Annotated in this window: 37 protein-coding genes; all 37 read right to left on the minus strand. The window is 53.1% G+C overall.

The features are described 5' to 3' along the window. Window positions 1-64: 64 nt before the first annotated feature. The 37 genes from truA to fusA all read right to left on the minus strand — a co-directional run bounded on the left by truA (window position 65) and on the right by fusA (window position 20,762). The gene (gene truA / locus FH749_01725) at window positions 65-841 is read right to left on the minus strand and encodes a tRNA pseudouridine(38-40) synthase TruA (GenBank protein MTI94198.1); all 777 of its coding nucleotides are present in this window, start codon (window positions 839-841) and stop codon (window positions 65-67) included. After that, the gene (locus FH749_01730; GenBank protein MTI94199.1) at window positions 826-1,623 is read right to left on the minus strand and encodes an energy-coupling factor transporter transmembrane protein EcfT; all 798 of its coding nucleotides are present in this window, start codon (window positions 1,621-1,623) and stop codon (window positions 826-828) included. The genes truA and FH749_01730 overlap by 16 nt, the downstream gene beginning before the upstream one ends. Then, window positions 1,608-2,480 carry an energy-coupling factor transporter ATPase gene (locus tag FH749_01735; GenBank protein ID MTI94200.1) on the minus strand — a complete coding sequence of 291 codons (873 nt, stop codon included), beginning with the start codon at window positions 2,478-2,480 and terminating at the stop codon, window positions 1,608-1,610. Before FH749_01735 ends, FH749_01730 begins: the two co-directional genes overlap by 16 nt. Continuing rightward, entirely contained in the window at window positions 2,471-3,301 is an 831-nt protein-coding gene (locus FH749_01740; protein ID MTI94201.1) for an energy-coupling factor transporter ATPase, read from the minus strand. Before FH749_01740 ends, FH749_01735 begins: the two co-directional genes overlap by 10 nt. Before the next feature lie 93 nt (window positions 3,302-3,394). Further along, window positions 3,395-3,733 (minus strand): 50S ribosomal protein L17, encoded by a 339-nt coding sequence (locus FH749_01745; GenBank protein MTI94202.1) that lies wholly within the window; start codon window positions 3,731-3,733, stop codon window positions 3,395-3,397. A 13-nt stretch (window positions 3,734-3,746) separates the two neighbouring features. Continuing rightward, window positions 3,747-4,703, minus strand: coding sequence for a DNA-directed RNA polymerase subunit alpha (locus FH749_01750; GenBank protein MTI94203.1), 957 nt, complete (start codon window positions 4,701-4,703; stop codon window positions 3,747-3,749). 41 nt (window positions 4,704-4,744) lie between these two features. Continuing rightward, on the minus strand, window positions 4,745-5,374 hold the full coding sequence (gene rpsD, locus FH749_01755; protein MTI94204.1) for a 30S ribosomal protein S4: 630 nt from the start codon (window positions 5,372-5,374) through the stop codon (window positions 4,745-4,747). Window positions 5,375-5,395: 21 nt separating this feature from the next. Then, window positions 5,396-5,785: a 30S ribosomal protein S11 gene (gene rpsK / locus FH749_01760; protein ID MTI94205.1), complete on the minus strand. Its 390-nt coding sequence runs from the start codon at window positions 5,783-5,785 to the stop codon at window positions 5,396-5,398. A gap of 21 nt (window positions 5,786-5,806) precedes the next feature. Further along, window positions 5,807-6,178 (minus strand): 30S ribosomal protein S13, encoded by a 372-nt coding sequence (rpsM, locus tag FH749_01765; GenBank protein ID MTI94206.1) that lies wholly within the window; start codon window positions 6,176-6,178, stop codon window positions 5,807-5,809. 16 nt (window positions 6,179-6,194) lie between these two features. Further along, entirely contained in the window at window positions 6,195-6,308 is a 114-nt protein-coding gene (gene rpmJ / locus FH749_01770; protein MTI94207.1) for a 50S ribosomal protein L36, read from the minus strand. Between the two features lie 28 nt (window positions 6,309-6,336). Continuing rightward, entirely contained in the window at window positions 6,337-6,555 is a 219-nt protein-coding gene (gene infA / locus FH749_01775; protein MTI94208.1) for a translation initiation factor IF-1, read from the minus strand. Further along, window positions 6,548-6,832, minus strand: coding sequence for an RNA-binding protein (locus tag FH749_01780; GenBank protein MTI94209.1), 285 nt, complete (start codon window positions 6,830-6,832; stop codon window positions 6,548-6,550). Before FH749_01780 ends, infA begins: the two co-directional genes overlap by 8 nt. Window positions 6,833-6,845: 13 nt before the next feature. Then, the gene (gene map, locus FH749_01785) at window positions 6,846-7,598 is read right to left on the minus strand and encodes a type I methionyl aminopeptidase (GenBank protein MTI94210.1); all 753 of its coding nucleotides are present in this window, start codon (window positions 7,596-7,598) and stop codon (window positions 6,846-6,848) included. Then, on the minus strand, window positions 7,595-8,230 hold the full coding sequence (locus tag FH749_01790; GenBank protein ID MTI94211.1) for an adenylate kinase: 636 nt from the start codon (window positions 8,228-8,230) through the stop codon (window positions 7,595-7,597). The genes map and FH749_01790 overlap by 4 nt, the downstream gene beginning before the upstream one ends. 9 nt (window positions 8,231-8,239) lie before the next feature. Beyond that, window positions 8,240-9,526 carry a preprotein translocase subunit SecY gene (gene secY, locus FH749_01795; GenBank protein MTI94212.1) on the minus strand — a complete coding sequence of 429 codons (1,287 nt, stop codon included), beginning with the start codon at window positions 9,524-9,526 and terminating at the stop codon, window positions 8,240-8,242. A gap of 7 nt (window positions 9,527-9,533) precedes the next feature. Continuing rightward, a complete protein-coding gene (locus FH749_01800) occupies window positions 9,534-9,974 on the minus strand; it encodes a 50S ribosomal protein L15 (GenBank protein MTI94213.1) in 441 nt (146 codons plus the stop codon). 13 nt (window positions 9,975-9,987) lie between these two features. After that, window positions 9,988-10,167 (minus strand): 50S ribosomal protein L30, encoded by a 180-nt coding sequence (gene rpmD / locus FH749_01805; protein ID MTI94214.1) that lies wholly within the window; start codon window positions 10,165-10,167, stop codon window positions 9,988-9,990. 12 nt (window positions 10,168-10,179) lie between these two features. Next, entirely contained in the window at window positions 10,180-10,656 is a 477-nt protein-coding gene (locus FH749_01810) for a 30S ribosomal protein S5 (protein ID MTI94215.1), read from the minus strand. 56 nt (window positions 10,657-10,712) lie between these two features. Further along, the gene (locus tag FH749_01815; protein MTI94216.1) at window positions 10,713-11,072 is read right to left on the minus strand and encodes a 50S ribosomal protein L18; all 360 of its coding nucleotides are present in this window, start codon (window positions 11,070-11,072) and stop codon (window positions 10,713-10,715) included. A 24-nt stretch (window positions 11,073-11,096) separates the two neighbouring features. Next, window positions 11,097-11,636, minus strand: coding sequence for a 50S ribosomal protein L6 (locus FH749_01820; protein MTI94217.1), 540 nt, complete (start codon window positions 11,634-11,636; stop codon window positions 11,097-11,099). Between the two features lie 21 nt (window positions 11,637-11,657). After that, window positions 11,658-12,056 (minus strand): 30S ribosomal protein S8, encoded by a 399-nt coding sequence (gene rpsH / locus FH749_01825; protein ID MTI94218.1) that lies wholly within the window; start codon window positions 12,054-12,056, stop codon window positions 11,658-11,660. A 25-nt stretch (window positions 12,057-12,081) separates the two neighbouring features. Continuing rightward, window positions 12,082-12,267, minus strand: coding sequence for a type Z 30S ribosomal protein S14 (locus FH749_01830; GenBank protein MTI94219.1), 186 nt, complete (start codon window positions 12,265-12,267; stop codon window positions 12,082-12,084). Window positions 12,268-12,291: 24 nt separating this feature from the next. Next, window positions 12,292-12,831 carry a 50S ribosomal protein L5 gene (gene rplE, locus FH749_01835; protein MTI94220.1) on the minus strand — a complete coding sequence of 180 codons (540 nt, stop codon included), beginning with the start codon at window positions 12,829-12,831 and terminating at the stop codon, window positions 12,292-12,294. A 28-nt stretch (window positions 12,832-12,859) separates the two neighbouring features. Further along, window positions 12,860-13,174 (minus strand): 50S ribosomal protein L24, encoded by a 315-nt coding sequence (locus FH749_01840; GenBank protein ID MTI94221.1) that lies wholly within the window; start codon window positions 13,172-13,174, stop codon window positions 12,860-12,862. Between the two features lie 34 nt (window positions 13,175-13,208). Continuing rightward, window positions 13,209-13,577, minus strand: a complete 369-nt coding sequence (gene rplN / locus FH749_01845) for a 50S ribosomal protein L14 (GenBank protein ID MTI94222.1) — start codon at window positions 13,575-13,577, stop codon at window positions 13,209-13,211. 30 nt (window positions 13,578-13,607) lie between these two features. Continuing rightward, window positions 13,608-13,865, minus strand: coding sequence for a 30S ribosomal protein S17 (gene rpsQ, locus FH749_01850; protein ID MTI94223.1), 258 nt, complete (start codon window positions 13,863-13,865; stop codon window positions 13,608-13,610). 25 nt (window positions 13,866-13,890) lie between these two features. Further along, window positions 13,891-14,094: a 50S ribosomal protein L29 gene (locus FH749_01855; protein ID MTI94224.1), complete on the minus strand. Its 204-nt coding sequence runs from the start codon at window positions 14,092-14,094 to the stop codon at window positions 13,891-13,893. Further along, window positions 14,084-14,518 (minus strand): 50S ribosomal protein L16, encoded by a 435-nt coding sequence (rplP, locus tag FH749_01860; protein ID MTI94225.1) that lies wholly within the window; start codon window positions 14,516-14,518, stop codon window positions 14,084-14,086. The genes FH749_01855 and rplP overlap by 11 nt, the downstream gene beginning before the upstream one ends. A gap of 6 nt (window positions 14,519-14,524) precedes the next feature. Continuing rightward, window positions 14,525-15,193 (minus strand): 30S ribosomal protein S3, encoded by a 669-nt coding sequence (gene rpsC, locus FH749_01865; protein ID MTI94226.1) that lies wholly within the window; start codon window positions 15,191-15,193, stop codon window positions 14,525-14,527. Beyond that, complete coding sequence (locus FH749_01870) at window positions 15,193-15,546, minus strand: 50S ribosomal protein L22 (GenBank protein MTI94227.1); 354 nt, start codon at window positions 15,544-15,546, stop codon at window positions 15,193-15,195. The genes rpsC and FH749_01870 overlap by 1 nt, the downstream gene beginning before the upstream one ends. Window positions 15,547-15,565: 19 nt before the next feature. Then, window positions 15,566-15,850 carry a 30S ribosomal protein S19 gene (gene rpsS, locus FH749_01875; protein MTI94228.1) on the minus strand — a complete coding sequence of 95 codons (285 nt, stop codon included), beginning with the start codon at window positions 15,848-15,850 and terminating at the stop codon, window positions 15,566-15,568. A 32-nt stretch (window positions 15,851-15,882) separates the two neighbouring features. Continuing rightward, window positions 15,883-16,710, minus strand: coding sequence for a 50S ribosomal protein L2 (gene rplB / locus FH749_01880; GenBank protein ID MTI94229.1), 828 nt, complete (start codon window positions 16,708-16,710; stop codon window positions 15,883-15,885). Window positions 16,711-16,753: 43 nt separating this feature from the next. Next, the gene (locus FH749_01885) at window positions 16,754-17,038 is read right to left on the minus strand and encodes a 50S ribosomal protein L23 (GenBank protein MTI94230.1); all 285 of its coding nucleotides are present in this window, start codon (window positions 17,036-17,038) and stop codon (window positions 16,754-16,756) included. After that, the gene (rplD, locus tag FH749_01890; protein MTI94231.1) at window positions 17,038-17,661 is read right to left on the minus strand and encodes a 50S ribosomal protein L4; all 624 of its coding nucleotides are present in this window, start codon (window positions 17,659-17,661) and stop codon (window positions 17,038-17,040) included. Before rplD ends, FH749_01885 begins: the two co-directional genes overlap by 1 nt. Window positions 17,662-17,690: 29 nt before the next feature. Beyond that, on the minus strand, window positions 17,691-18,317 hold the full coding sequence (locus tag FH749_01895) for a 50S ribosomal protein L3 (GenBank protein MTI94232.1): 627 nt from the start codon (window positions 18,315-18,317) through the stop codon (window positions 17,691-17,693). Window positions 18,318-18,350: 33 nt separating this feature from the next. Further along, window positions 18,351-18,662, minus strand: coding sequence for a 30S ribosomal protein S10 (rpsJ, locus tag FH749_01900; protein ID MTI94233.1), 312 nt, complete (start codon window positions 18,660-18,662; stop codon window positions 18,351-18,353). 30 nt (window positions 18,663-18,692) lie between these two features. Further along, complete coding sequence (gene fusA, locus FH749_01905) at window positions 18,693-20,762, minus strand: elongation factor G (protein ID MTI94234.1); 2,070 nt, start codon at window positions 20,760-20,762, stop codon at window positions 18,693-18,695. Window positions 20,763-20,769: the final 7 nt, after the last annotated feature.

The following is a 20,769-nucleotide window of genomic DNA, read 5'->3' on the forward strand; positions in this document are numbered from 1 at the left end:
CTCCTCGGTGAATTCTGTGCAAAATCCGGGGCTCACGGATTTTAGCATATCCTGAATCATTTTATTATAGCTGCGCCAGCCTGTCAAGGGAAGGGCGATATATAACCCGTTCCAGGAACAGTCCGGCAGCAGGCGCAGTTGGTCCTGTTAGTTTTCGGTCCCGGGCAGCCAGAGCCGCGGCCACTTCCGGGGCTGAGCGTTTGCTAAGGCCACACTCGGCAATGGTGCCGGCGATAATTCGCACCATGTTATACAAGAAACCATCGCCATAGACGGTCATCACAACCCAGTGCCCGCGCCGCTGAGACCAGATATGCTGTAACGTGCGCACTGTGCTGGCGACTGCGGAACCGGCGGCCTGAAAGGCCTGGAAATCGTGGCGGCCACGCAGACAGGCTGCTGCGGCATTCATGGCTTGAAGATCCAATGGCTTCGGAATATGCCAACAATAGTTGGCTGCAATTGCCGGCGCATGGGAACGGTTAAAGAAAAAATATCGGTAAATTTTTCCTTTGGCAGCGTACTGGGGATGAAAATCTTCCGGCACTTCTATGGCCCGCACCACCCGGATATCCCGGGGCAGATTGCCATTTAAGGCCGCTGCCAGCCGCTCCACGGGAAAGGGCCGGCTGCGGTCAAAGGCGACAACCTGGCCGCGGGCATGAACGCCAGCGTCGGTGCGACTGGCTGCTTTGGTTGACACAGAAGCGCCCATTATGGTTGCCAGCGCTGCTTCCAAACGAGCCTGAACCGAGTCGCCGTTAAGCTGGAACTGATAGCCGCTATAGCGGGAACCATCATATTCTAGAATCAGGGCACAGCGCCCTAGAGGCCCAACCATATGACCACCACCATGGCGGCGATAAAGCCACCTAGCGTAAGCCAGTCTTTAGCCCTGATGACCTGGACCCGCATCCTGGTCCGGCCCTTGCCACCGCGGTAGCAGCGGGCTTCCATGGCCAGAGCCAACTCATCGGCCCGGCGGAAGGCGCTGATAAACAAGGGCACCAAGAGCGGTATCATTGCCTTGGCCCGTTTGAGGATGCTCCCCGATTCAAAATCGGCGCCCCGGGCCATCTGGGCCTTCATGATCTTCTCCGCTTCTTCCAGAAGTGTGGGGATGAAGCGCAGGGCAATGGTCATCATCATTGCCAGCTCATGGGCCGGCACGCCTATTGGCCGCAGGGGGTTGAGCAAGCCCTCAATAGCGTCGGTGAGAGCAATTGGTGACGTGGTCAGAGTTAAAAGCGAGGTTGTGGTCACCAACAGCACCAGACGCCAAGCCATCATCAGGCCGGTGATTACCCCGTTGGACTCGATGGTAAACCTCCCCAACTGCACCCAGACCTCGCCGCCCTTGGTGAAGAATATGTGCAGCAGCAAGGTAAAACCAATGATGAAAAACAGCGGCTTCAGGCCCCGCAGCATCAGCTTTAGGGGCAGGCGAGCTGTGAGGATTACCAACAAGGTCAACGCCATCATCAGCAAGTAGCCCCAGGCGGTGTCGGCCAAAAATAAAAATACTATATATGCTGTAATCAGGCCAATCTTTATCCGGGGCTCGAGATTGTGCATAAAGGACTCGCCTGGATAATACTGGCCGATTGTTATTCCTTTAAGCATTGTTTCCGCCCCCCCTTCCAGGTCCGGATGGCAGCCCGCACCTCTTCAAGGGTCAGGAGATTGTTGGGCAGATCATAGCCTCGGGCTGAGAGCTCCAACATCAGACGTGTAAGCGGGGGCACGTCCAGGCCAATGGCCTGCAACTCCTCAGCACGGGTGAATACCTCCCGGGGCGTACCCTGGGTGTGGATTGTCCCTTGATCCATGACAATGATCCGGTCAGCAAAGGTAGCGACCTCTTCCATACTGTGGGACACAATAATCATTGTCAGCCCCTGTTCGCTGTGGATGCGCCGTAAATGGGAGAGGATTTCCCGACGGGAGCGGGGGTCCAACCCGGCGGTGGGTTCATCAAGAATTAACACTTCCGGCGCCATGGCCAACACACCGGCCACGGCAACCCGCCGCATTTGCCCGCCGCTAAGCTCAAAGGGCGAACGGTCCTTTACCGCTTCGTAATCTAGGTCCACTGCTGCCAATGCCTCACGAACCCGTTCGGTTACCTGGTCCGGGCTCAACCCAAGATTCTTGGGACCGAAGGCCACGTCTGCAGCTACAGTTTCTTCAAACAGTTGATGTTCGGGATACTGAAAAACCAGCCCGACCTTTTGCCGAAGCTTCTTCAGGGAAGTGCCCTTTTCAGCGGTGTTAATACCCTGAACCTCAATCCTGCCGCTGGTCGGTTTGAGCAGTCCGTTGAAATGTTGAATCAGGGTGGACTTGCCCGAGCCGGTATGGCCAATCAGGCCAACGATTTCGCCGTCTTTAATTTCCAGATTGACATTACGTAGCGCTTCAACGGCAAAGGAAGTGCCAGGAGAATACATGTGCCCAAGATTGGTGGCGATTATTGACATAAATGCATCACCATCTCATCTACAGTCAGTATGTCGTCGGGGAGGTCAAGGCCGTCTTCCGCCAGCAACTGGCCAAGGCGGGTAATTACCGGCACATCCAAGTCCAGGTTTTTGAGGCGCTCTGTCTGACGGAAAACATCTTTGGGCTTGCCTTGCATAACAATTGCGCCCTGCTCCATTACCAGGACTCGATCGGCGTGGGCCGCCTCATCCATATGGTGTGTAATCCAGACAGCGGTCATGCCATCCCTGGCATTTAGCTGACGCACAGTCTTTAATACCTCCCGGCGGCCCCGGGGATCGAGCATTGCCGTGGGTTCATCCAACACCAGACAGCGGGGCCGCATGGCTAGGATACCGGCAATCGCAACCCGTTGCTTTTGTCCGCCGGACAAGAGGTGGGGCGCATGGCGGCTGTACTTGGTCATGTCCACCTGGCGCAGCGACTCCCGGACCCGCTCAACAATCTGGACCGACGGCACACCCAGGTTCTCGGGACCAAAGGCAACGTCTTCCTCAACAACAGTGGCAATGAGCTGGTTATCCGGGTTTTGGAATACCATCCCCACCTGTTGACGGATCTGCCAGTAGTGTTCGGGATCCAATGTCGAACGCCCGTTAATCGTCACAGTCCCTGTGTCGGGGGTGAGCAGGCCATTGAGCAGCTTCGCCAGAGTGGATTTCCCGGAACCATTGTGGCCGATAATAACGACAAATTCGCCTTTTTCAATGCTCAGATTAATATCCCTAAGGGCATGAATCCCCTGTTCCTCCCCTGTGCGGTACCAGTAGTTTGCGTCTGTTACCTGTATTAAACTCATACTCTCCTCCCCTGCCGTGGATAAAAAAAGACAGGACAAACAGTCAGCGACCCTGGGGTCCCCAACTGTGACTGACCTGTCCACGGCTTTGATTTAGACCAGTTCCAGAATCGCCTGGGGCGCTCCGTCTCCGCGCCGGGGGGAAGCTTTATAAATTCTGGTATAGCCACCGTTGCGCTCGGCATAACGGGGGGCAATGTCTTCAAAAAGCTTGGTTACCACGTCTTCTTCTAAAACATAGCTGAGTACCTGGCGACGGGCGTGAAGGTCGCCCTTCTTACCCAAAGTAATCAGCTTCTCCACAACCGGCTTGACGGCTTTTGCCTTCGCTTCGGTTGTGGTGATGCGTTCGTTTTTCAAGGCTGCAGTGGCCAGGCCACGCAAGAGGGCACGCCGTTGGTTGGTTGGACGGCCAAATTTGGATTGTGCCACGGGTCTTCCCTCCTTATTCTTCTTCTTGCCTGAGGCTCAGTCCCAGACTATCCAGTTTTTGGACAACTTCTTCCAGGGACTTCTTGCCCAGGTTACGCACCTTGACCATCTCGTTCTCGGTCTTGGCGGTTAATTCGTGCACAAAATTAATGCCAGCCCGCTTTAGGCAGTTATATGAGCGAACCGACAGGTCCAGTTCTTCGATGGGCATTTCCAGCGCTTTGCCTTTTTCCTCTTCTTCCTTCTCAACCATCACTTCGATATCATTTACCGACTGACTGAGGTTGACGAATAAATCCAAGTGTTCTTTGAGAACTTTTGCAGAAAGGCTGATTGCTTCATCAGGACGGATGCTGCCGTCGGTCCACACTTCCAGAGTCAGCTTGTCGTAGTCGGTGACCTGGCCAACCCGGGTGTTTTGAACATGGAAATTGACCCTGCGCACTGGCGAAAAGATTGAATCTACGGCAATTACGCCTATCGGTTGCTCCGGCGACTTGTTTTTCTCGGCTGCGACATAACCCCTGCCGGGGCTGACTGTCAGTTCGGCCTGGAAACGCTCACCGGGTTCCAAAGTGGCGATTAACTGTTCCGGGTTGAGAATCTCAACATCGGCATCGCCGGCGATTATGTCCTTGCCGGTAACGGGACCTTCGCCACTGGCTTCGATCCGCATGGTTACCGGCTCAAACTGGTTCTGGAACATTTTAAATCTTAATTTCTTAAGGTTAAGGACGATCTCAGTGGTGTCCTCAACTACCCCGGGAACGGTCGAAAATTCGTGGAGCACCCCTTCAATCTTGACACTGGTCACCGCTGCTCCCGGCAAAGACGAAAGCAGTACGCGACGCAGACTGTTCCCCAGAGTGGTACCATAACCTCTTTCCAGAGGTTCAACAGTGAACTTGGCATAAAAGTTCTCTTCCGACGAGTCGACACATTCAATACGGGGCTTTTCTATTTCAAGCACTTACACAGACCCTCCCTTTCTTAATTGACTCGAGGGTGGTTTTAACGAGAATAACGCTCAATGATAAGATGCTCTTCGATTGGAACATCTTGGACATCTTCGCGACGTGGCAGCGCCAATACGGAGCCGCTGAGGTTTTCCGCGTTCTTTTCCAACCACTCGGGATGAGTATGCTGGGCCGCGAACTCACGGATGTCTTTGAACTTGGGCGAGCTTGCGCTCTTTTCCAGAACGGTGATTACGTCGCCAACTTTGCACTGGAAGGAAGGAATATTGACCTTCTTGCCGTTGACGAGGAAATGACCATGCCGGACTAGTTGTCTTGCCTCGGGGCGGGACAGCGCAAATCCGAGACGGAAAACCACGTTGTCCAGACGGGTTTCCAAGAGTTGAAGCAGGATTTCGCCGGTTACTCCCTCGCGACGGTTAGCTTCCTCATAGTAGCTGCGGAACTGACGTTCCATAACACCGTAAATACGGCGCACTTTTTGTTTTTCCCTGAGCTGGATACCAAACTCGGTCTCTTTACGCCGACGCTGCCCATGTTGTCCCGGCGGATAAGTCCGACGGTCGATGGCGCATTTGGGCGTATAGCAACGTTCGCCTTTTAGAAACAGCTTGTGGCCCTCACGACGACACAGGCGGCAAACTGCTTCGGTATATCTTGCCATATAGCTTACACCTCCTGTAGATTACATCCGGCGCCGTTTTGGCGGCCGACAGCCGTTGTGGGGGAAGGGGGTTACGTCTCTGATTGCAGTGACTTCCAGACCAGCGGCCTGCATCGAACGAATAGCGGCTTCCCGGCCGGAACCGGGGCCTTTGACGAAGACCTCGACCACCCGCATTCCATGTTCCATGGCGGTGCGTGCTGCCGATTCCGCTGCCGTCTGGGCGGCAAAGGGAGTGCTCTTTCTCGAGCCCTTGAACCCGTTGGCGCCGGCGCTGGACCAGGCAACAGTATTGCCGTTTACATCACTGATTGTGATGATTGTGTTGTTGAAGGTTGACTGAATGTGAGCGACACCGCGCTCAATATTTTTACGCTCCCTGCGTTTGGGGCGTGCAGTTCTCCTGGCCAAACTCAAATCCCTCCTTCTTAATTACTTCTTCCGTTTGATTCCAACGGTGCGCTTAGCACCCTTGCGGGTCCGGGAGTTGTTCTTGGTGTTCTGGCCCCGGACGGGTAGTCCGCGACGGTGTCTGATACCGCGATAGCAGCCAATCTCCACCAAACGCTTGATATTCATTGATGTTTCCCGACGCAGGTCCCCTTCGACTTTATATTCTTTGTCCAAGGTTTCCCGCAGGCGGGAGATTTCGTCTTCGGTCAGGTCGCGTACCCGGGTGTCGGGGTTGATGCCGGTTTTGGCGACAACTTCCTTAGCCAGGCTGGGACCGATACCGAAAATATATGTCAGGGCAACTTCGATACGTTTTTCCCTTGGCAGGTCAACGCCAGAAATACGTGCCAATCGATTACACCTCCTGCTATCCCTGTTTTTGTTTGTGTTTGGGGTTTTCGCAGATCACCATAACTGCGCCTTTCCGGCGGATGATCTTACATTTTTCACAGATTTTCTTGACCGATGGTCTTACCTTCACTGTTCTACCTCCTTTTCAGGGGTGGGTCTCATTTATGACGATACGTAATCCGACCTTTTGTCAGGTCATACGGTGATAATTCCAACGAGACCCGGTCACCGGGCAATATCCTGATAAAATTCATACGCAATTTGCCGCGCACGTACGCCATAATCACATGGCCGTTCTCCAATTCCACTTTAAATGTGGCGTTGGGCAGTGCGTCGATGACCCGGCCTTCTACTTCGATGACATCCTGTTTAGCCATCAAAAATTCCCTCCCTCTCTTCCTTGTCTGGAGTTGTTCCGCCGCCTTCTGAAAGTATCTGCCTGATTTCCAAATCCGTGGGCGCCACGTCCTTGGCGGCCGGCCTCTGACTGACCAATTGCAGATGTAACGGATTTTTGGCCTTTGGCTTGGCCGTGGTTCGCACCCGACCGTCAGCTACCAGCACACGTTTTGGTTCAATGGCAATAACCACGTATTCGCGGCCGTGGTCACGGCCGGCAGTTGAACGAACAATCTGACCAACTGAAAACTCCATTTGCACGCCCTCCTTAGTCCGGGGTCGTGAGCACCCACGGCCCCTGAGGCGTAATCGCAACTGTGTGTTCAAAGTGGGCCGAGAGTTTTCCGTCAACAGTAACGACAGTCCAATCATCTGCAAGGGTTTTGACATGAAAGCTACCCGCATTGACCATTGGCTCGATTGCAAACACCATGCCTGCTGCAAGCCGGGGGCCAAAACCGGGTCGGCCAAAGTTGGGAATTTGCGGATCTTCGTGCATCTGCTGGCCTATGCCATGGCCGACGTAATCCCTGACCACTGAAAATCCATGGGATTCGGCCCACTGTTGGACAGCGGCCGAGATGTCGAAAAGACGGTTTCCCTCCACAGCCTGGGCAATCCCCTTTTCCAGGGATTCGGCGGTGACCCGAAGCAGTTTCTCAGCGTCCGGGGAAATTTTCCCCACCGGATATGTGGCCGCTGCGTCGCCAACATAACCGTCGACGATGGCGCCAATGTCCACACTGAGAATGTCTCCCTCGTTAAGGATCACGTCATTGCTGGGAATGCCGTGCACGACCTGTTCGTTTACTGATGCACAGATGCTGGCAGGGAAACCGTTATACCCCTTGAAGGCAGGTATCACACCCTGACCAAGCAAAAAATCTTCCACTAATTTATCCAGTTCGCTGGTAGATATTCCCGGACGCACCGCCTCTTTGACCAATTGATGGGCTTGGGCGGTTACTTTTCCTGCCCGGGCCATTATCTCCAGCTCCCGGGGCGATTTAACAATGATCATTGGGCAGCTCCCAAAACACTGAGGATATCGGCAAAGACCCGGTCTATAGCCTGGTTGCCGTCTACCTCGGACAGCAATCCCCGTTCCTGGTACCATCCCTTAAGCGGGCTGGTCTGCCGCTCATAGACGTCCAGCCGGGATCCTACTGTCTCACTGGTGTCGTCGCTGCGCTGATAGAGCTCGCCACCACACTCACAGGTGTCGCCGCTAGGGGCTGGATTGAACTCCACATGCCAGGCGCGGCCACATTCCCGACAGATCCGGCGCCCGGTCAGGCGCTTAAGCAACAGTTCCCGGGGCACTTCGATGCTGACAGCTGCATCCAGTTCAACTTCTGCCTGTTCTAGGGCCAACGCCTGCTCTACAGTGCGCGGAAACCCGTCCAACAAGAACCCCTGGGCACAGTCGGGCTGACTGAGGCGCTCCCGGACGATGCCAACAACCACTTCGTCGGGCACCAGTTGTCCGGAGTCCATGTAACTCTGGGCCTTTTTGCCCAACTCGGTCTTTTGGCGCCGCGCCTCCCGGAGCATGTCACCGGTGGAGATATGGGGTATTTTGAAATGGTCACGTATCAGTTCCGCCTGGGTGCCTTTGCCGGCGCCCGGGGGGCCCAATAAAATCAGACGCATAATTACCTCCTACATAAAGCCCTTGTAGTGGCGCATCAACATCTGGCTTTCGATTTGCTTCATAGTTTCCAAAGCCACGCCAACCACAATCAGGAGGGCAGTTCCGCCCAGCCCCATCTGAATACCGGTCAAAGCATTCAAGGCAAAGGGCAAGACTACGATGATGGCCAAAAATACAGCGCCGGCCAAAGTGATGCGGTTGATGATCCGCTCGATGTATCCGGCTGTCGGCCGCCCCGGACGAATACCGGGTATGAAGCCGCCATTCTTGCGCATGTTATCGGCAAGGTCATTGGGGTTAACTGTAATGGCGGTGTAAAAATAACTGAAGAAAACAATAGCAATTACATAGAGGGTGGTCCCAAATGGGGAGCCAATCCGCAGGAAATTGCTGACTCTGATTAGGAAATCATTTTGCCAAAACTGGGCAATTGTTTCCGGGAATAACAGAATCGAAGAAGCGAAAATTACCGGGATAACCCCTGCCTGGTTAACTTTGAGGGGAATATGACTGCTGGCGCCGCCATACATCCGACGTCCGACAACCCGCTTGGCATATTGGACGGGAATCCGCCGCTCGCCCTGCTGGATGTAGACAACACCGGCGATAACGACCAGCGCAAGAACCGCGATTGCCACCAAATTAAAGACATTGATTTCACCAACCCGGTACATCTGGTAGGTCTCGGTGAAGGTTATCGGCAACCGAGAGATAATCCCGGCGAAAATGATGATTGAGATTCCATTGCCAATTCCCTTGTCAGTGATTTGCTCGCCCAACCACATCAGGAACGCAGTTCCGGCAGTCAAGGTCAGGGCAATAATCGCCAGGGTTGTGTAAAAATTCAGGGGATCAACCACACGGCTGACGCCGATAGCGCCCTGAAAAGCCCAGGCCATACCGGTGGACTGAATAAAGCCCAAAAGAACGGTTCCGTAGCGAGTGAACTGATTGAGCTTTTTCCGGCCCTCAGGACCCTCTTTGGACCATTCTTCAAACTTGGGAATGACAGTCTGCAGAAGCGTCATGATAATTGACGCGTTAATATAGGGCATAATCCCCATGGCGAATATCGAGAATTGGGACAATGCACCGCCGGCAAACATATCAAACATGCCCAAAATTCCGCCGGTGCCGTCGCCGCCGCCACTGAGGATTTCGCTGACTGTATCGGCATCGATACCGGGAACCGGTACAAAGGAACCGAGGCGGAAAACAAAGAGCATTGCCAAGGTGAACAACAGTTTGCGACGTATGTCCTTAATCTTCCAGGCGTTTGTCAGTGTCGCCACCAGTTGCATACTATATCACCTCGATACTGCCGCCGGCAGCCTGAATTTTTTCTTCGGCTCCTTTGCTGAAACCATGGGCCTTGACTGTAAGCTTTACGCTCAGTTCGCCAGTGCCCAGGACCTTTACTCCGTGCTTGAGTTTCTTTATCAAACCGTTCTCAATCAAGAGCTGCGGTGTAACTTCGGTGCCGTCAGCAAACCGGTTGAGGTCGCTAACATTAACTTCCGCATACTCTTTGCGGAACTTATTGGTAAATCCGCGCTTGGGGAGGCGTTGATGCAGTGGCATCTGGCCGCCTTCGAAGCCGGGACGGGTGCCGCCGCCACTGCGGGAGTTCTGTCCGTTATGCCCGCGACCGGCAGTCTTGCCCAAACCTGAACCGATGCCAATACCCTTGCGCTTGCCTTTTTTGCGTGCGCCTTTGGGCGACTTGAGTTCATGGAGTTTCACGTCTGCACCTCCTCTACTCGATTACCTGAACCAGGTGTGATACCTTGTCAATCATCCCGCGGATCTGTTTGTTGTCGGGCTTGGTTACAACCTGGTTAACCCTGACAAAACCAAGAGCCCGAAGGGTCAGGCGCTGATCTTTGGGACGACCAATAAAACTCTTGACCAATTTTATACGAATTTGTTTTTCCATCTTTGTTACCTCCTAGCCCCGCAGTTCTTCCACGGCCTTGCCCCGGAGCCTGGCAACTTCTTCGGCGGTGCGAAGACTCTTGATTGCCTCCAGGGTAGCGCCGACCATGTTGATGGCGTTGGATGAACCCAGGGATTTGGTGAGGATGTCGCGGACCCCTGCAGCTTCCAGAACAGCACGCACCGGTCCACCTGCGATAACACCGGTACCTTCGGAGGCAGGTTTTAAGAGCACCTGTCCGGCGCCAAACTTTCCGAGTACTTCGTGGGGAATGGTGGTACCGACAATTGGGACTTTGATCATGCTCTTCTTGGCTTCTTCGATTCCCTTGCGGATTGCGTCGGGAACCTCGCCCGCCTTACCAAGTCCGGCGCCAACATTACCATTGCCGTCACCGACGACTACCAGGGCGCTGAAGCTGAAACGACGGCCACCCTTGACAACCTTGGCAACCCGGTTTATATTAACAACCTTTTCGGTCAGATCCATTGTGCTTGGGTCTTTTCTTGGGTCTTTTTTGGTGTTCAAGTGTTTCCCTCCTTTGCCTAAAACTCGAGGCCCGCTTCACGGGCTGCGTCGGCAAGTTCTTTGATGCGTCCGTGGTAGAGGTATCCGCCACGGTCAAAAACAACGTTGCTGATACCAGCTTCTTTTGCGCGTTCAGCGATGACGCGTCCGACTATGCGGGCAGCGTCCTTGTTTCCGCCGTGCTCCAAATCGGCTTTGACAGCCGGATTCAGGGTTGAAGCCGCCACCAATGTGTTGCCTTTGGTGTCATCGATAATCTGTGCGTAGATATTTTTTGCGCTCCTGAAGACATTGAGACGTGGACGCTCAGGGGTGCCAAACAATCTTTTGCGCACCCGCAAATGTCTTTTCTTGCGCGGATTAATATTACGACCCAACCGGTTTCACTCCTTTCAGTGCTGCTACTTGCCGGCCTTGCCTTCCTTGCGCCGGATAGTTTCGTTCTCATATTTGATGCCTTTGCCAAGATACGGTTCCGGCTTGCGGACCGCACGAATCTCAGCGGCAATTTGTCCGACTGTCTGCTTATGAATACCCTTGACGGTTATCTTGGTGGGCGCCGGTACTTCAAACTGAATACCTTCGGGCGCTTTTATTACCACGGGATGGGAATAACCGACTGCAAGGTTGAGATCCTTGCCCTGCAGGGTTGCCCGATAGCCGACTCCGACCATTTCAAGATTGCGGGTATACCCTTTGGCAACGCCCTCAACCATGTTGGCCAACAGACTGCGGGACAAGCCGTGCAACGCGCGATGCTGTTTATGATCGCTGGGACGGGTAATCACAATCTGATTTTCCGCTTGCTCTATTTTCATTTCGCCGGGCAGTTTTTCGCTCAGCTGGCCCAGAGGACCTTTAACTGTAACCATATTGCCCTCGGCGATGGTAACCTGAACGCCGGCAGGTAGTTCGACCGGCTTTCTACCGATTCTGGACATCACTACACCTCCGCTCTGAAGTTACCAAACGTAGCAAAGGACTTCGCCGCCAAGGCCGGCTGCCCGGGCCTGACGATCAACCATTACCCCTTGTGAGGTAGAAATAATCGCCACTCCCAGTCCGCCCAGAACCCGGGGGATCTCATCCTTTTTGGCATAAACCCTGAGACCGGGCTTGCTAATCCGTTTGATACCTGTAATTATTCTGCCTTTGCTGTTCTCATAGCGCAATCTGATGCGCAAAATACCTTGTTTGTTATCTTCTACGACTTCATAGTCGCCTATATACCCTTCCGCTTTGAGAATGTCAGCCACCGCAACTTTGAGTTTGGAGGCAGGAATCTCGACGCTGGGATGCAGGGCCATATTCGCATTTCTGATTCTGGTCAGCATATCAGCAATTGGATCTGTCATAGTCATCGGGGTAAAACCTCCTTTCCTAACACTACCAGCTGGCTTTCTTGACGCCGGGGATTTGACCCTTGTAGGCCAAATTACGGAAGCAGATACGGCACATACCAAACTTGCGCATATATGCGTGGGGACGACCGCAGATTTTGCAGCGGTTGTAACCCCGAACGTTAAACTTAGGGTCACGCTTTTGTTTGGCAATCATCGATTTTTTTGCCACCCGTTTATTCCCTCCTTGTCGGGTTTATTTACTGAAGGGGACGCCAAAGGCTTTCAGCAGCTCCCGGCCCTCTTCATCAGTCTTGGCTGTAGTCACTATGACTACGTCCATACCCCGCACCCGGTCAACATTATCGTAGTTGATTTCCGGGAAGATCAGCTGTTCTTTGATGCCCAAAGTGTAGTTGCCGCGACCATCAAAGGCCTTGGGCGAAACACCGCGAAAGTCCCGCACCCGGGGCAGAGCGAGTCCCAGCAAGCGGTCGAGAAACTGGTACATCCGCTCGCCACGCAGAGTAACCTTGGTGCCGATGGACATGCCGGCCCGGATTTTGAACCCGGCAATCGCTTTTTTTGCCTTGGTGATGACCGGCTTTTGTCCGGTGATCAAGGTCAATTCTTCGACTGCGCTGTCCAGGAACTTGGGGTTTTCCTTGGCATCGCCAACGCCCATATTCACGACGATCTTCTCTATTTTGGGGACTTCCATAACACTGGAATACTGAAATTTTTCCATTAAAGCAGGCACAATTTCCTGCTTGTATAATTCTTCAAGTCTAGCCACGTTGTGACCTCCCTTCCGCATCGGTCAGTTACTTTTCGTTGACCTCGCCACAGTTTTTGCAGTAGCGAACCTTATCGCCGTTTTGCAGAAATTTATAGCCAACCCGGCTGGCCTCCTTGCACTTTGCACAAACGACCATTACCTTGTCGCTGTACAGAGGAGCCTCTTTTTCAAGGATACCGCCCTGGGGATTGTCACGGGTGGGACGCTGATGGCGCTTGATCATGTTTACGCCTTCCACAACCACTTTCCGCTCCCGGGGCAGAACTTCCAGAACTTTGCCGGTTTTGTTCCGGTCCTTGCCGGACATGATTTTGACTTTATCGCCTTTTTTAACGTGCAATTTGGGAACTGTCACGTCTACACCTCCTTGCGGTCTACAGAACTTCGGGCGCCAGGGAAATTATTTTCATAAAGTCCTTTTCCCGTAACTCCCGGGCCACAGGCCCAAAAATCCTGGTTCCCCGTGGATTTTTAGCATCATTTATGATAACCGCAGCGTTTTCATCAAACTTAATATGGGAGCCGTCCTTGCGATGAACTCCGGTCTTGGAGCGTACGATAACTGCCCGCACGACCTCACCTTTCTTGACAACCCCGCCGGGTGTTGCCTCTTTAACGGAAGCAACGATGATGTCGCCAATATTACCTGCATAGCGTTTGGAGCCGCCGAGCACCCGGATACACATGACCTTTTTGGCCCCCGAATTGTCGGCCACATTCAACATCGACTGCTGCTGAATCATTGTCTGCCCCTCCTTTCAAGCGCTAGTAAATTACTGGGCTCTTTCGAGAATTTCCACCAACCGCCAGCACTTGTCTTTGCTGAGCGGACGAGTTTCCATGATTTGAACAATATCGCCAATGTTGCATGCATTGTTTTCGTCATGAGCTTTAATCTTCTTAGTTTGTTTAACGGTTTTGCCGTATACCGGATGGCGCAGTTGGTCTTCAACAGCTACAACTACGGTTTTGTCCATCTTGTTGCTCACAACTTTGCCGGTCCGGACTTTGCGATTGTTGCGGTCACTCATTCGACAAAAGCCTCCTTTCCGATTCCTATTGGGCGCCGGTGTTCAGTTCCTGCTCGCGCATAATTGTCTTAACCCGGGCGATGTCCTTGCGGACACGTCTAATCTGCATCGGGTTATCCAATTGACCGGTGGCTAACTGAAACCGCAGGTTGAACAATTCAGTCTTGAGCTCATCCAGCCGGCGCTGCAGTTCGGTAGCGCTCAGTTCACGGATTTCTTTAGCTTTCATGGTCTTCACCACCCATTTCCGCACGATTTACAAACTTGGTCTTGATGGGCAGTTTGTGGGCTGCCAAACGCATGGCTTCCCGGGCGACGTCTTCAGGGACACCGGCCAGTTCAAACATAATATGACCGGGCTTGACAACGGCCACCCACTTTTCGGGAGAACCTTTACCACTACCCATCCGGGTTTCTGCCGGTTTGGCGGTGATGGGCTTGTGGGGGAATATTTTAATCCATACTTTACCGCCCCGCTTGATATAACGGGTCATCGCTACCCGGGCGGCTTCGATCTGCTGATTGGTGATCCAGGTAGGCTCCAAAGCCATCAGGCCATACTCGCCAAAGTCAACCTGATTACCGCTCTGAGCTTTTCCCCGGATACCGCCGCGATGAGGACGACGATATTTAACTCGCTTAGGGATCAACATGGTTGATTATTCTCCTCCTTCCTCAGCACCTTGCTTCTTGGGGGCCTTGGGCAGGATTTCGCCTTTATAAATCCAAACCTTGACGCCAATCTGGCCATAGGTTGTCTTGGCTTCGGCAAATCCGTAGTCGATATCGGCCCTGAGGGTGTGCAAAGGAACTGTGCCTTCGGTGTACCATTCGGTCCGGGACATTTCAGCGCCGCCGAGACGACCGCTGGTCATAACCCGGATACCTTTGGCGCCGGCCCGAATTGTCCGACCCATTGCCTGCTTCATAGCGCGGCGGAATGCAACACGCTTTTCCAGCTGGGCGGCAATTCCTTCGGCCACTAGTTGGGCATCAAGTTCCGCTACCCGGATTTCAATGATATTGATGTGAGTGTTCTTACCGGTAAGCGCGTCTAATTGCTTGCGCAGCTTTTCGATGCTGGAGCCACCCTTGCCGATGACAACGCCCGGCTTGGCAGTATGGACCGAAATCCGCATCCGGTTGGCTGCACGCTCAATCTCGACCCGGGAAATGCCGGAGTTGGGCAATTGTTCGCTGATAAATTTACGAACAGCGAAGTCTTCGTGCAGGGTGTCTACAAAATCCTTGCGCTCTGCGTACCATTTGGATTCCCAATCTTTAATGATGCCGATACGCAGACCGACAGGATTGACCTTCTGTCCCACTAACTATCCCTCCTTTGGTTCTCCATGTCGGCGACCACCAAAGTTATGTGGCTGGTCTTCTTGTTGATGCGGCTGGCCATGCCTCTGGCCCGGGGGCGGAAACGCTTAAGGGTTGGCCCCTGGTCGACAAAGACTTTAGCCACAAACAAATTTTCGGGATTCAATTCAAAATTATGCTCTGCGTTGGCCACTGCTGATTTCAAGACTTTCTCCACCACCGGCGAGGCAGCTTTAGGAGTGTTTCTGAGGATGGCCAGCGCATCACCCACCGCTTTGCCGCGAATCAGGTCTACAACCACGCGGACCTTGCGGGGTGCAATCCGAATATGGCGTGCACTTGCTTTAACTTGCATGAGATCTCCTCCTCTCTGCCTATTTCAGTGATGTGGACCGCTCGGTATGACTACCGTGTCCCCGGAATGTACGGGTGGGAGCGAATTCGCCTAGTTTATGGCCAACCATGTCCTCGGTTACATACACAGGAACGTGCTTGCGGCCGTCATAGACAGCAAAAGTATGACCAACAAATTCAGGGAATATCGTTGAACGGCGGGACCAGGTTTTGATAACCCGCTTTTCGCCTTTTTCGTTCATCTGCCTGACCTTTTTCAGCAGGCTCGCGTCACAAAAGGGACCTTTTTTTAGAGATCTACCCATCGAGATTCCTTCCCTCCTTTGGTCATGCCGTATTATTTGTTACGGCGTTTGACGATATATTGATTGGACTTTTTCTTCTTACGGGTTCTGTAACCCAGTGCCGGCTTGCCCCAGGGGCTGACCGGTGCAGGCATACCAATGGGCGCCCGGCCTTCGCCACCGCCGTGGGGGTGATCGGTCGGGTTCATGACCACACCGCGGACGGTGGGCCGCTTGCCCAGCCACCGGGAGCGCCCTGCTTTACCGATGGTGATGTTCTCGTGGTTGATATTGCCAACCTGGCCAATGGTCGCCCGGCAGTTAACATGGATCAGGCGCACTTCGTTAGACGGGAGCCGCACGTGGGCGTAATTGCCTTCTTTGGCCATCAGCTGGGCGCTGGCGCCGGCGGAACGTACCATCTGAGCACCTTTGCCCGGTTTAAGTTCGATATTGTGAATGACAGTACCGGTAGGCATATCCTTGAGGGCCAGACAATTGCCGACCTTGATGTCGGATCCCGGTCCGGAATGGACTTCCATGCCCACCTTGAGGTTGTTGGGGCAGATGATGTAACGCTTCTCCCCATCGGCATAATGGAGCAGGGCAATGTTGGCAGACCGGTTGGGGTCGTACTCAACAGCCGCCACCTTTGCGGGGATGCCGTCCTTATCCCGCTTAAAGTCAATGATTCTATACTTGCGTTTATGTCCACCGCCCCGATGGCGAACCGTAATCCTGCCTTTGTTGTTGCGGCCTGAGTGCTTTTTCAGGGGCGCCAGCAGCGATTTTTCTGGTTCAGTTTTGGTGATCTCTTCAAAAGTGGAGACCGTTGCAAACCTTTTGCCTGGGGAAGTGGGTCGGAATGACTTGATAGCCATGACTCACCCTCCTTCTCGGAACTAGCTTGGTCGGATTATCGACCTAGTCGAAAATTTCGATTGGTTTGGAATCGGCAGTCAGGGTCACTATCGCCTTTTTCCAGCTGGGGCGATAGCCTCTGTGTACGCCGAACCGCTTAAACTTGCCTTTGACATTGGCGATGTTTACAGCTGCAACCTTGACTTTGAACAAAGATTCGACGGCCTGTTTGACTTCAATTTTGTTGGCGTCTTTTTTGATGACAAAAGTATATTTGTTGTCAGCCATCATATCATTGGTCTTCTCTGTTACCAGCGGGCGGATGATAATATCACGGGCGTCGCGCATTATGCAAACACCTCCTCAATCCTGGCCACAGCGTCCCGGGTCACGATCAGCGTATCGCTATTGACAATATCGTAAGTGTTAATGCTATCAGCAGAACTTGTGACCACGCCGGGAATATTGCGGGCGCTTTTGTAGACAACCGGCTCGGAACCGGCTGTAACCAACAAAGTCTTGCCTGTTACCTGCAAGTTTTTCAGAATATCGGCAACCGCAGCTGTCTTCGGCTCGGGGATTGAGAGCTGGTCCAAAACAATCAGGTTGCTGTCGTTCACTTTAACAGTGAGCGCTGATTTTAAAGCCAGACGTCTGATTTTTTTGGGCAGACGAATCGTATAATCCCGGGGATTGGGGCCAAAGACTGTGCCGCCGCCGACCCAAATCGGTGAACGGCTGGTGCCGTGCCGGGCACGTCCGGTACCCTTTTGGCGCCAAGGTTTACGGCCACCGCCCCTGACCTCTCCGCGGGTCTTGGTGGATGCTGTTCCCCGGCGCTGGTTGGCTTGGTACGCCACCACTGCCTGATGGATTGCAGTCTGGTTAACCGGCGCTGCAAACACGGTAGCGTTTAATTCCAGTTCGCCGACCTGTTCGCCTTGTTGATTCTGTATTGCCACCTTAGGCATCTCCTGTGTCCTCCTTTCACAAACAAGTGCTAAGACTTAACGGAATTTTTAATGCGCAACAGCGCGCCTTTAATGCCAGGCATAGCGCCCTTAATTAAAAGCAAGTTGCGTTCGGCGTCCACGCGGACAATTTCCAGACCCTGAACTGTAATTTTTTCGCCGCCCATGCGACCGGGAAGCGGACGTCCTTTGAATACACGCGCGGCATCGACACCGGCCAGGGCGCCAGGTCCGCGATGATAATGGGAACCATGGGACATCGGTCCACGATGCTGGTTATGGCGCTTGATTGAACCGGCAAAACCTTTACCCTTGGAAATCCCTGTAACGTCTACAATATCGCCGGCTTCAAATATATCGGCGGTTATTTGTTGTCCTACTTCAAATTTATTGCTGTTTTCCAGCTTGAATTCTGCCAGATGCTTCATGGCCGGCTGTCCGGCACGCTTGAAATGTCCCAATTGCGGTTTGTTCAAACGTTGTTCTTTCTGCTCTGCAAAGCCAACCTGAACAGCATCATAGCCTTCATTGGCAACGGTTTTTTTCTGGATTACGGTGCAGGGGCCAGCTTCGACGACTGTTACAGGGATAACATTGCCCTTATCGTCAAAAATCTGGGTCATCCCGACCTTCTTACCGAGAATCGCTTTATTCATGCTTGCCACCTCCTTGAACACTGGTGAAAACTATTAAAGTTTGATTTCAATGTCAACTCCCGCGGGTAGGTCCAGGCGCATCAGGGCGTCGACTGTCTTGGGTGTGGGCTCAAGGATGTCAATCAGACGCTTGTGGGTGCGCATTTCAAATTGCTCCCGGGAATCCTTATATTTGTGAACAGCCCGCAGAATTGTATACACAGACTTGTCTGTGGGCAAAGGTACAGGACCGGAAACTTTGGCGCCGGTCCGCTTGGCTGTCTCAACAATCTTCTCTGCAGATAAGTCGAGAACACTGTGATCGAAGGCCTTGAGCCGGATCCTTATTTTTTGTGTGGCAGTCACTATTTTCCCTCCTTTTATCCCAAAAGGGCACTAACTCCTGTTTGTGATTTCCTCGGCAATAGACTTGGGTACTTGTTCGTAATGGGAAAACTCCATCGAATAAATACCCCGGCCCTGGGTTCTGGAGCGCAGTTCAGTGGCGTAGCCAAACATCTCCGCCAGGGGAACAAAGGCTCTGATAACCTGTGCACCGGCAACGGGCTCCATCCCTTCGATGCGGCCACGTCGGGAGTTGATATCACCCATGACATCTCCCATGTTTTCTTCGGGAACGGTGACCTCAACTTTCATCATTGGCTCCAACAATATCGGCTTGGCTTTGAGCATACCATTTTTAAAGGCCATGGAGCCGGCAACCTTGAAGGCAATTTCCGATGAGTCAACATCGTGGTAACTGCCGTCATAAATTGTAGCCGCCACGTCTATTACCGGAAAACCGGCCAGGGCTCCGTTTTCCATCGCTTCCTTTACACCGTTTTCTACCGCCGGAATATATTCCCGGGGCACAACGCCGCCGACAATTTTATTGTGGAACTGGAAGCCGCTACCGGGCTCAAGCGGTTCCAACTCTAACCAGACATGGCCGTACTGACCGCGGCCACCGCTCTGGCGGACAAACTTCCCTTCAGTCTGAACCGATTGGGTAATTGTCTCTTTGTACGCCACCTGGGGCTTGCCAACATTGGCGCCCACTTTGAATTCCCGCAGCAAGCGGTCGACGATGACCTCGAGGTGTAACTCACCCATGCCTGAGATGATGGTTTGTCCGGTTTCAGCATCGGTGTATGTGCGGAAGGTTGGGTCTTCCTCGGTGAGTTTTTGCAGGGAAATCGACATCTTTTCCTGGTCGGCCTTGGTTTTGGGTTCAATGGCTACCGAGATAACAGGCTCGGGAAAAACCATAGACTCAAGAAGTACGGGGTTCTCTTCCGCACACAGACTGTCGCCGGTGGCGGTATCCTTAAGGCCGACGGCAGCGGCAATGTCGCCGGTGCGAACCTCGTTGATTTCCTCCCTGTGATTTGCATGCATCCGCAAAATTCTGCCGATGCGCTCTTTCTTGCCCTTAGTTGAGTTGTATACATAGCTACCGGAACGCAGCACACCAGAATAAACCCGGAAAAAGCACAGCTTGCCGACATAAGGGTCGGACATGATTTTAAAAGCCAATGCTGAAAACGGCTCGTCATCGGACGACTTCCGGGTTATTGGTTCTTCGGTTTTGAGATCTTTACCTTTTATATCCGCAACCTCATGGGGAGCAGGCAACAAATCGACAACTGCGTCCAGGAGCAGCTGAACACCCTTGTTTTTGTAAGACGAACCGCAGAGTACCGGGACCAGAGCATTGCTGAGGGTTGCGGTCCGCAGAGCGGCCATAATCTCATCAACGCTGATTTCCTCGCCCTCCAGATACTTGTCGGTAAGTGTTTCATCAAATTCAGCGACAGCTTCTACCAGTTTTTCCCGGTATTCTTGGGCCACCTCCAAGTATTCAGCCGGAATCTGCTCTCGCCGGCTTTCGGTCCCCAAGTCATCGCTGTAAATAATCGCTTCCATGCGAACAATATCAATAATACCGGCAAATTGATCTTCGCTGCCGATGGGCAACTGAATTGGCACCGGATTGGCCTTCAGTCGCTCGTGAATCATATTGACAACCCGGTTGAAATCAGCACCGGTGATGTCCATTTTGTTTACGTAGGCAATCCGCGGCACCTGATACTTGTCAGCCTGCCGCCAGACGGTCTCCGACTGTGGTTCAACACCGCCTTTGGCACAAAATACACCGATGGCGCCATCCAACACCCGGAGGGAACGCTCGACCTCAACAGTAAAGTCAACGTGTCCTGGTGTGTCGATAATGTTTATTCGATGCCCTTGCCAGTGAGCCGTTGTAGCCGCTGAGGTAATGGTAATTCCCCGCTCCTGTTCCTGAACCATCCAGTCCATTGTGGCGGCGCCGTCATGGGTTTCACCAAGCTTGTGGACACGACCGGTATAGAACAGAATCCGTTCGGTTGTAGTGGTTTTGCCAGCATCGATGTGAGCCATAATTCCAATATTGCGTGTCTTTTCTAATGGGAATTCCCTTGCCATGTAAACT

This window comes from Bacillota bacterium (assembly GCA_009711825.1).
In the GTDB taxonomy this organism is placed as follows: Bacteria; Bacillota; Proteinivoracia; order UBA4975; family VEMY01; genus VEMY01.

What these genes read in the sequence shown, in the direction of transcription:
- FH749_01885 (MTI94230.1), bottom strand. Translation starts at nt 17,038, where the DNA reads ATGCGCGACGCCCGTGATATTATCATCCGCCCGCTGGTAACAGAGAAG.
- FH749_01735 (MTI94200.1), bottom strand. Translation starts at nt 2,480, where the DNA reads ATGTCAATAATCGCCACCAATCTTGGGCACATGTATTCTCCTGGCACT.
- fusA (MTI94234.1), bottom strand. Translation starts at nt 20,762, where the DNA reads ATGGCAAGGGAATTCCCATTAGAAAAGACACGCAATATTGGAATTATG.
- rplN (MTI94222.1), bottom strand. Translation starts at nt 13,577, where the DNA reads ATGATTCAGCAGCAGTCGATGTTGAATGTGGCCGACAATTCGGGGGCC.
- rpsH (MTI94218.1), bottom strand. Translation starts at nt 12,056, where the DNA reads ATGACTATGACAGATCCAATTGCTGATATGCTGACCAGAATCAGAAAT.
- FH749_01855 (MTI94224.1), bottom strand. Translation starts at nt 14,094, where the DNA reads ATGAAAGCTAAAGAAATCCGTGAACTGAGCGCTACCGAACTGCAGCGC.
- FH749_01740 (MTI94201.1), bottom strand. Translation starts at nt 3,301, where the DNA reads ATGAGTTTAATACAGGTAACAGACGCAAACTACTGGTACCGCACAGGG.
- rpsS (MTI94228.1), bottom strand. Translation starts at nt 15,850, where the DNA reads ATGGGTAGATCTCTAAAAAAAGGTCCCTTTTGTGACGCGAGCCTGCTG.
- rplD (MTI94231.1), bottom strand. Translation starts at nt 17,661, where the DNA reads ATGCCTAAGGTGGCAATACAGAATCAACAAGGCGAACAGGTCGGCGAA.
- FH749_01810 (MTI94215.1), bottom strand. Translation starts at nt 10,656, where the DNA reads ATGGATCTGACCGAAAAGGTTGTTAATATAAACCGGGTTGCCAAGGTT.
- rpsD (MTI94204.1), bottom strand. Translation starts at nt 5,374, where the DNA reads ATGGCAAGATATACCGAAGCAGTTTGCCGCCTGTGTCGTCGTGAGGGC.
- rplB (MTI94229.1), bottom strand. Translation starts at nt 16,710, where the DNA reads ATGGCTATCAAGTCATTCCGACCCACTTCCCCAGGCAAAAGGTTTGCA.
- FH749_01730 (MTI94199.1), bottom strand. Translation starts at nt 1,623, where the DNA reads ATGCTTAAAGGAATAACAATCGGCCAGTATTATCCAGGCGAGTCCTTT.
- rpsQ (MTI94223.1), bottom strand. Translation starts at nt 13,865, where the DNA reads ATGAGTGACCGCAACAATCGCAAAGTCCGGACCGGCAAAGTTGTGAGC.
- rpmD (MTI94214.1), bottom strand. Translation starts at nt 10,167, where the DNA reads ATGGAAAAACAAATTCGTATAAAATTGGTCAAGAGTTTTATTGGTCGT.
- rplP (MTI94225.1), bottom strand. Translation starts at nt 14,518, where the DNA reads ATGTTGATCCCTAAGCGAGTTAAATATCGTCGTCCTCATCGCGGCGGT.
- infA (MTI94208.1), bottom strand. Translation starts at nt 6,555, where the DNA reads ATGGCTAAACAGGATGTCATCGAAGTAGAAGGCCGGGTCATCGACGCA.
- truA (MTI94198.1), bottom strand. Translation starts at nt 841, where the DNA reads ATGGTTGGGCCTCTAGGGCGCTGTGCCCTGATTCTAGAATATGATGGT.
- FH749_01820 (MTI94217.1), bottom strand. Translation starts at nt 11,636, where the DNA reads ATGTCCAGAATCGGTAGAAAGCCGGTCGAACTACCTGCCGGCGTTCAG.
- map (MTI94210.1), bottom strand. Translation starts at nt 7,598, where the DNA reads ATGATCATTGTTAAATCGCCCCGGGAGCTGGAGATAATGGCCCGGGCA.
- FH749_01895 (MTI94232.1), bottom strand. Translation starts at nt 18,317, where the DNA reads ATGAATAAAGCGATTCTCGGTAAGAAGGTCGGGATGACCCAGATTTTT.
- FH749_01870 (MTI94227.1), bottom strand. Translation starts at nt 15,546, where the DNA reads ATGCAAGTTAAAGCAAGTGCACGCCATATTCGGATTGCACCCCGCAAG.
- FH749_01790 (MTI94211.1), bottom strand. Translation starts at nt 8,230, where the DNA reads ATGCGTCTGATTTTATTGGGCCCCCCGGGCGCCGGCAAAGGCACCCAG.
- FH749_01780 (MTI94209.1), bottom strand. Translation starts at nt 6,832, where the DNA reads ATGGAGTTTTCAGTTGGTCAGATTGTTCGTTCAACTGCCGGCCGTGAC.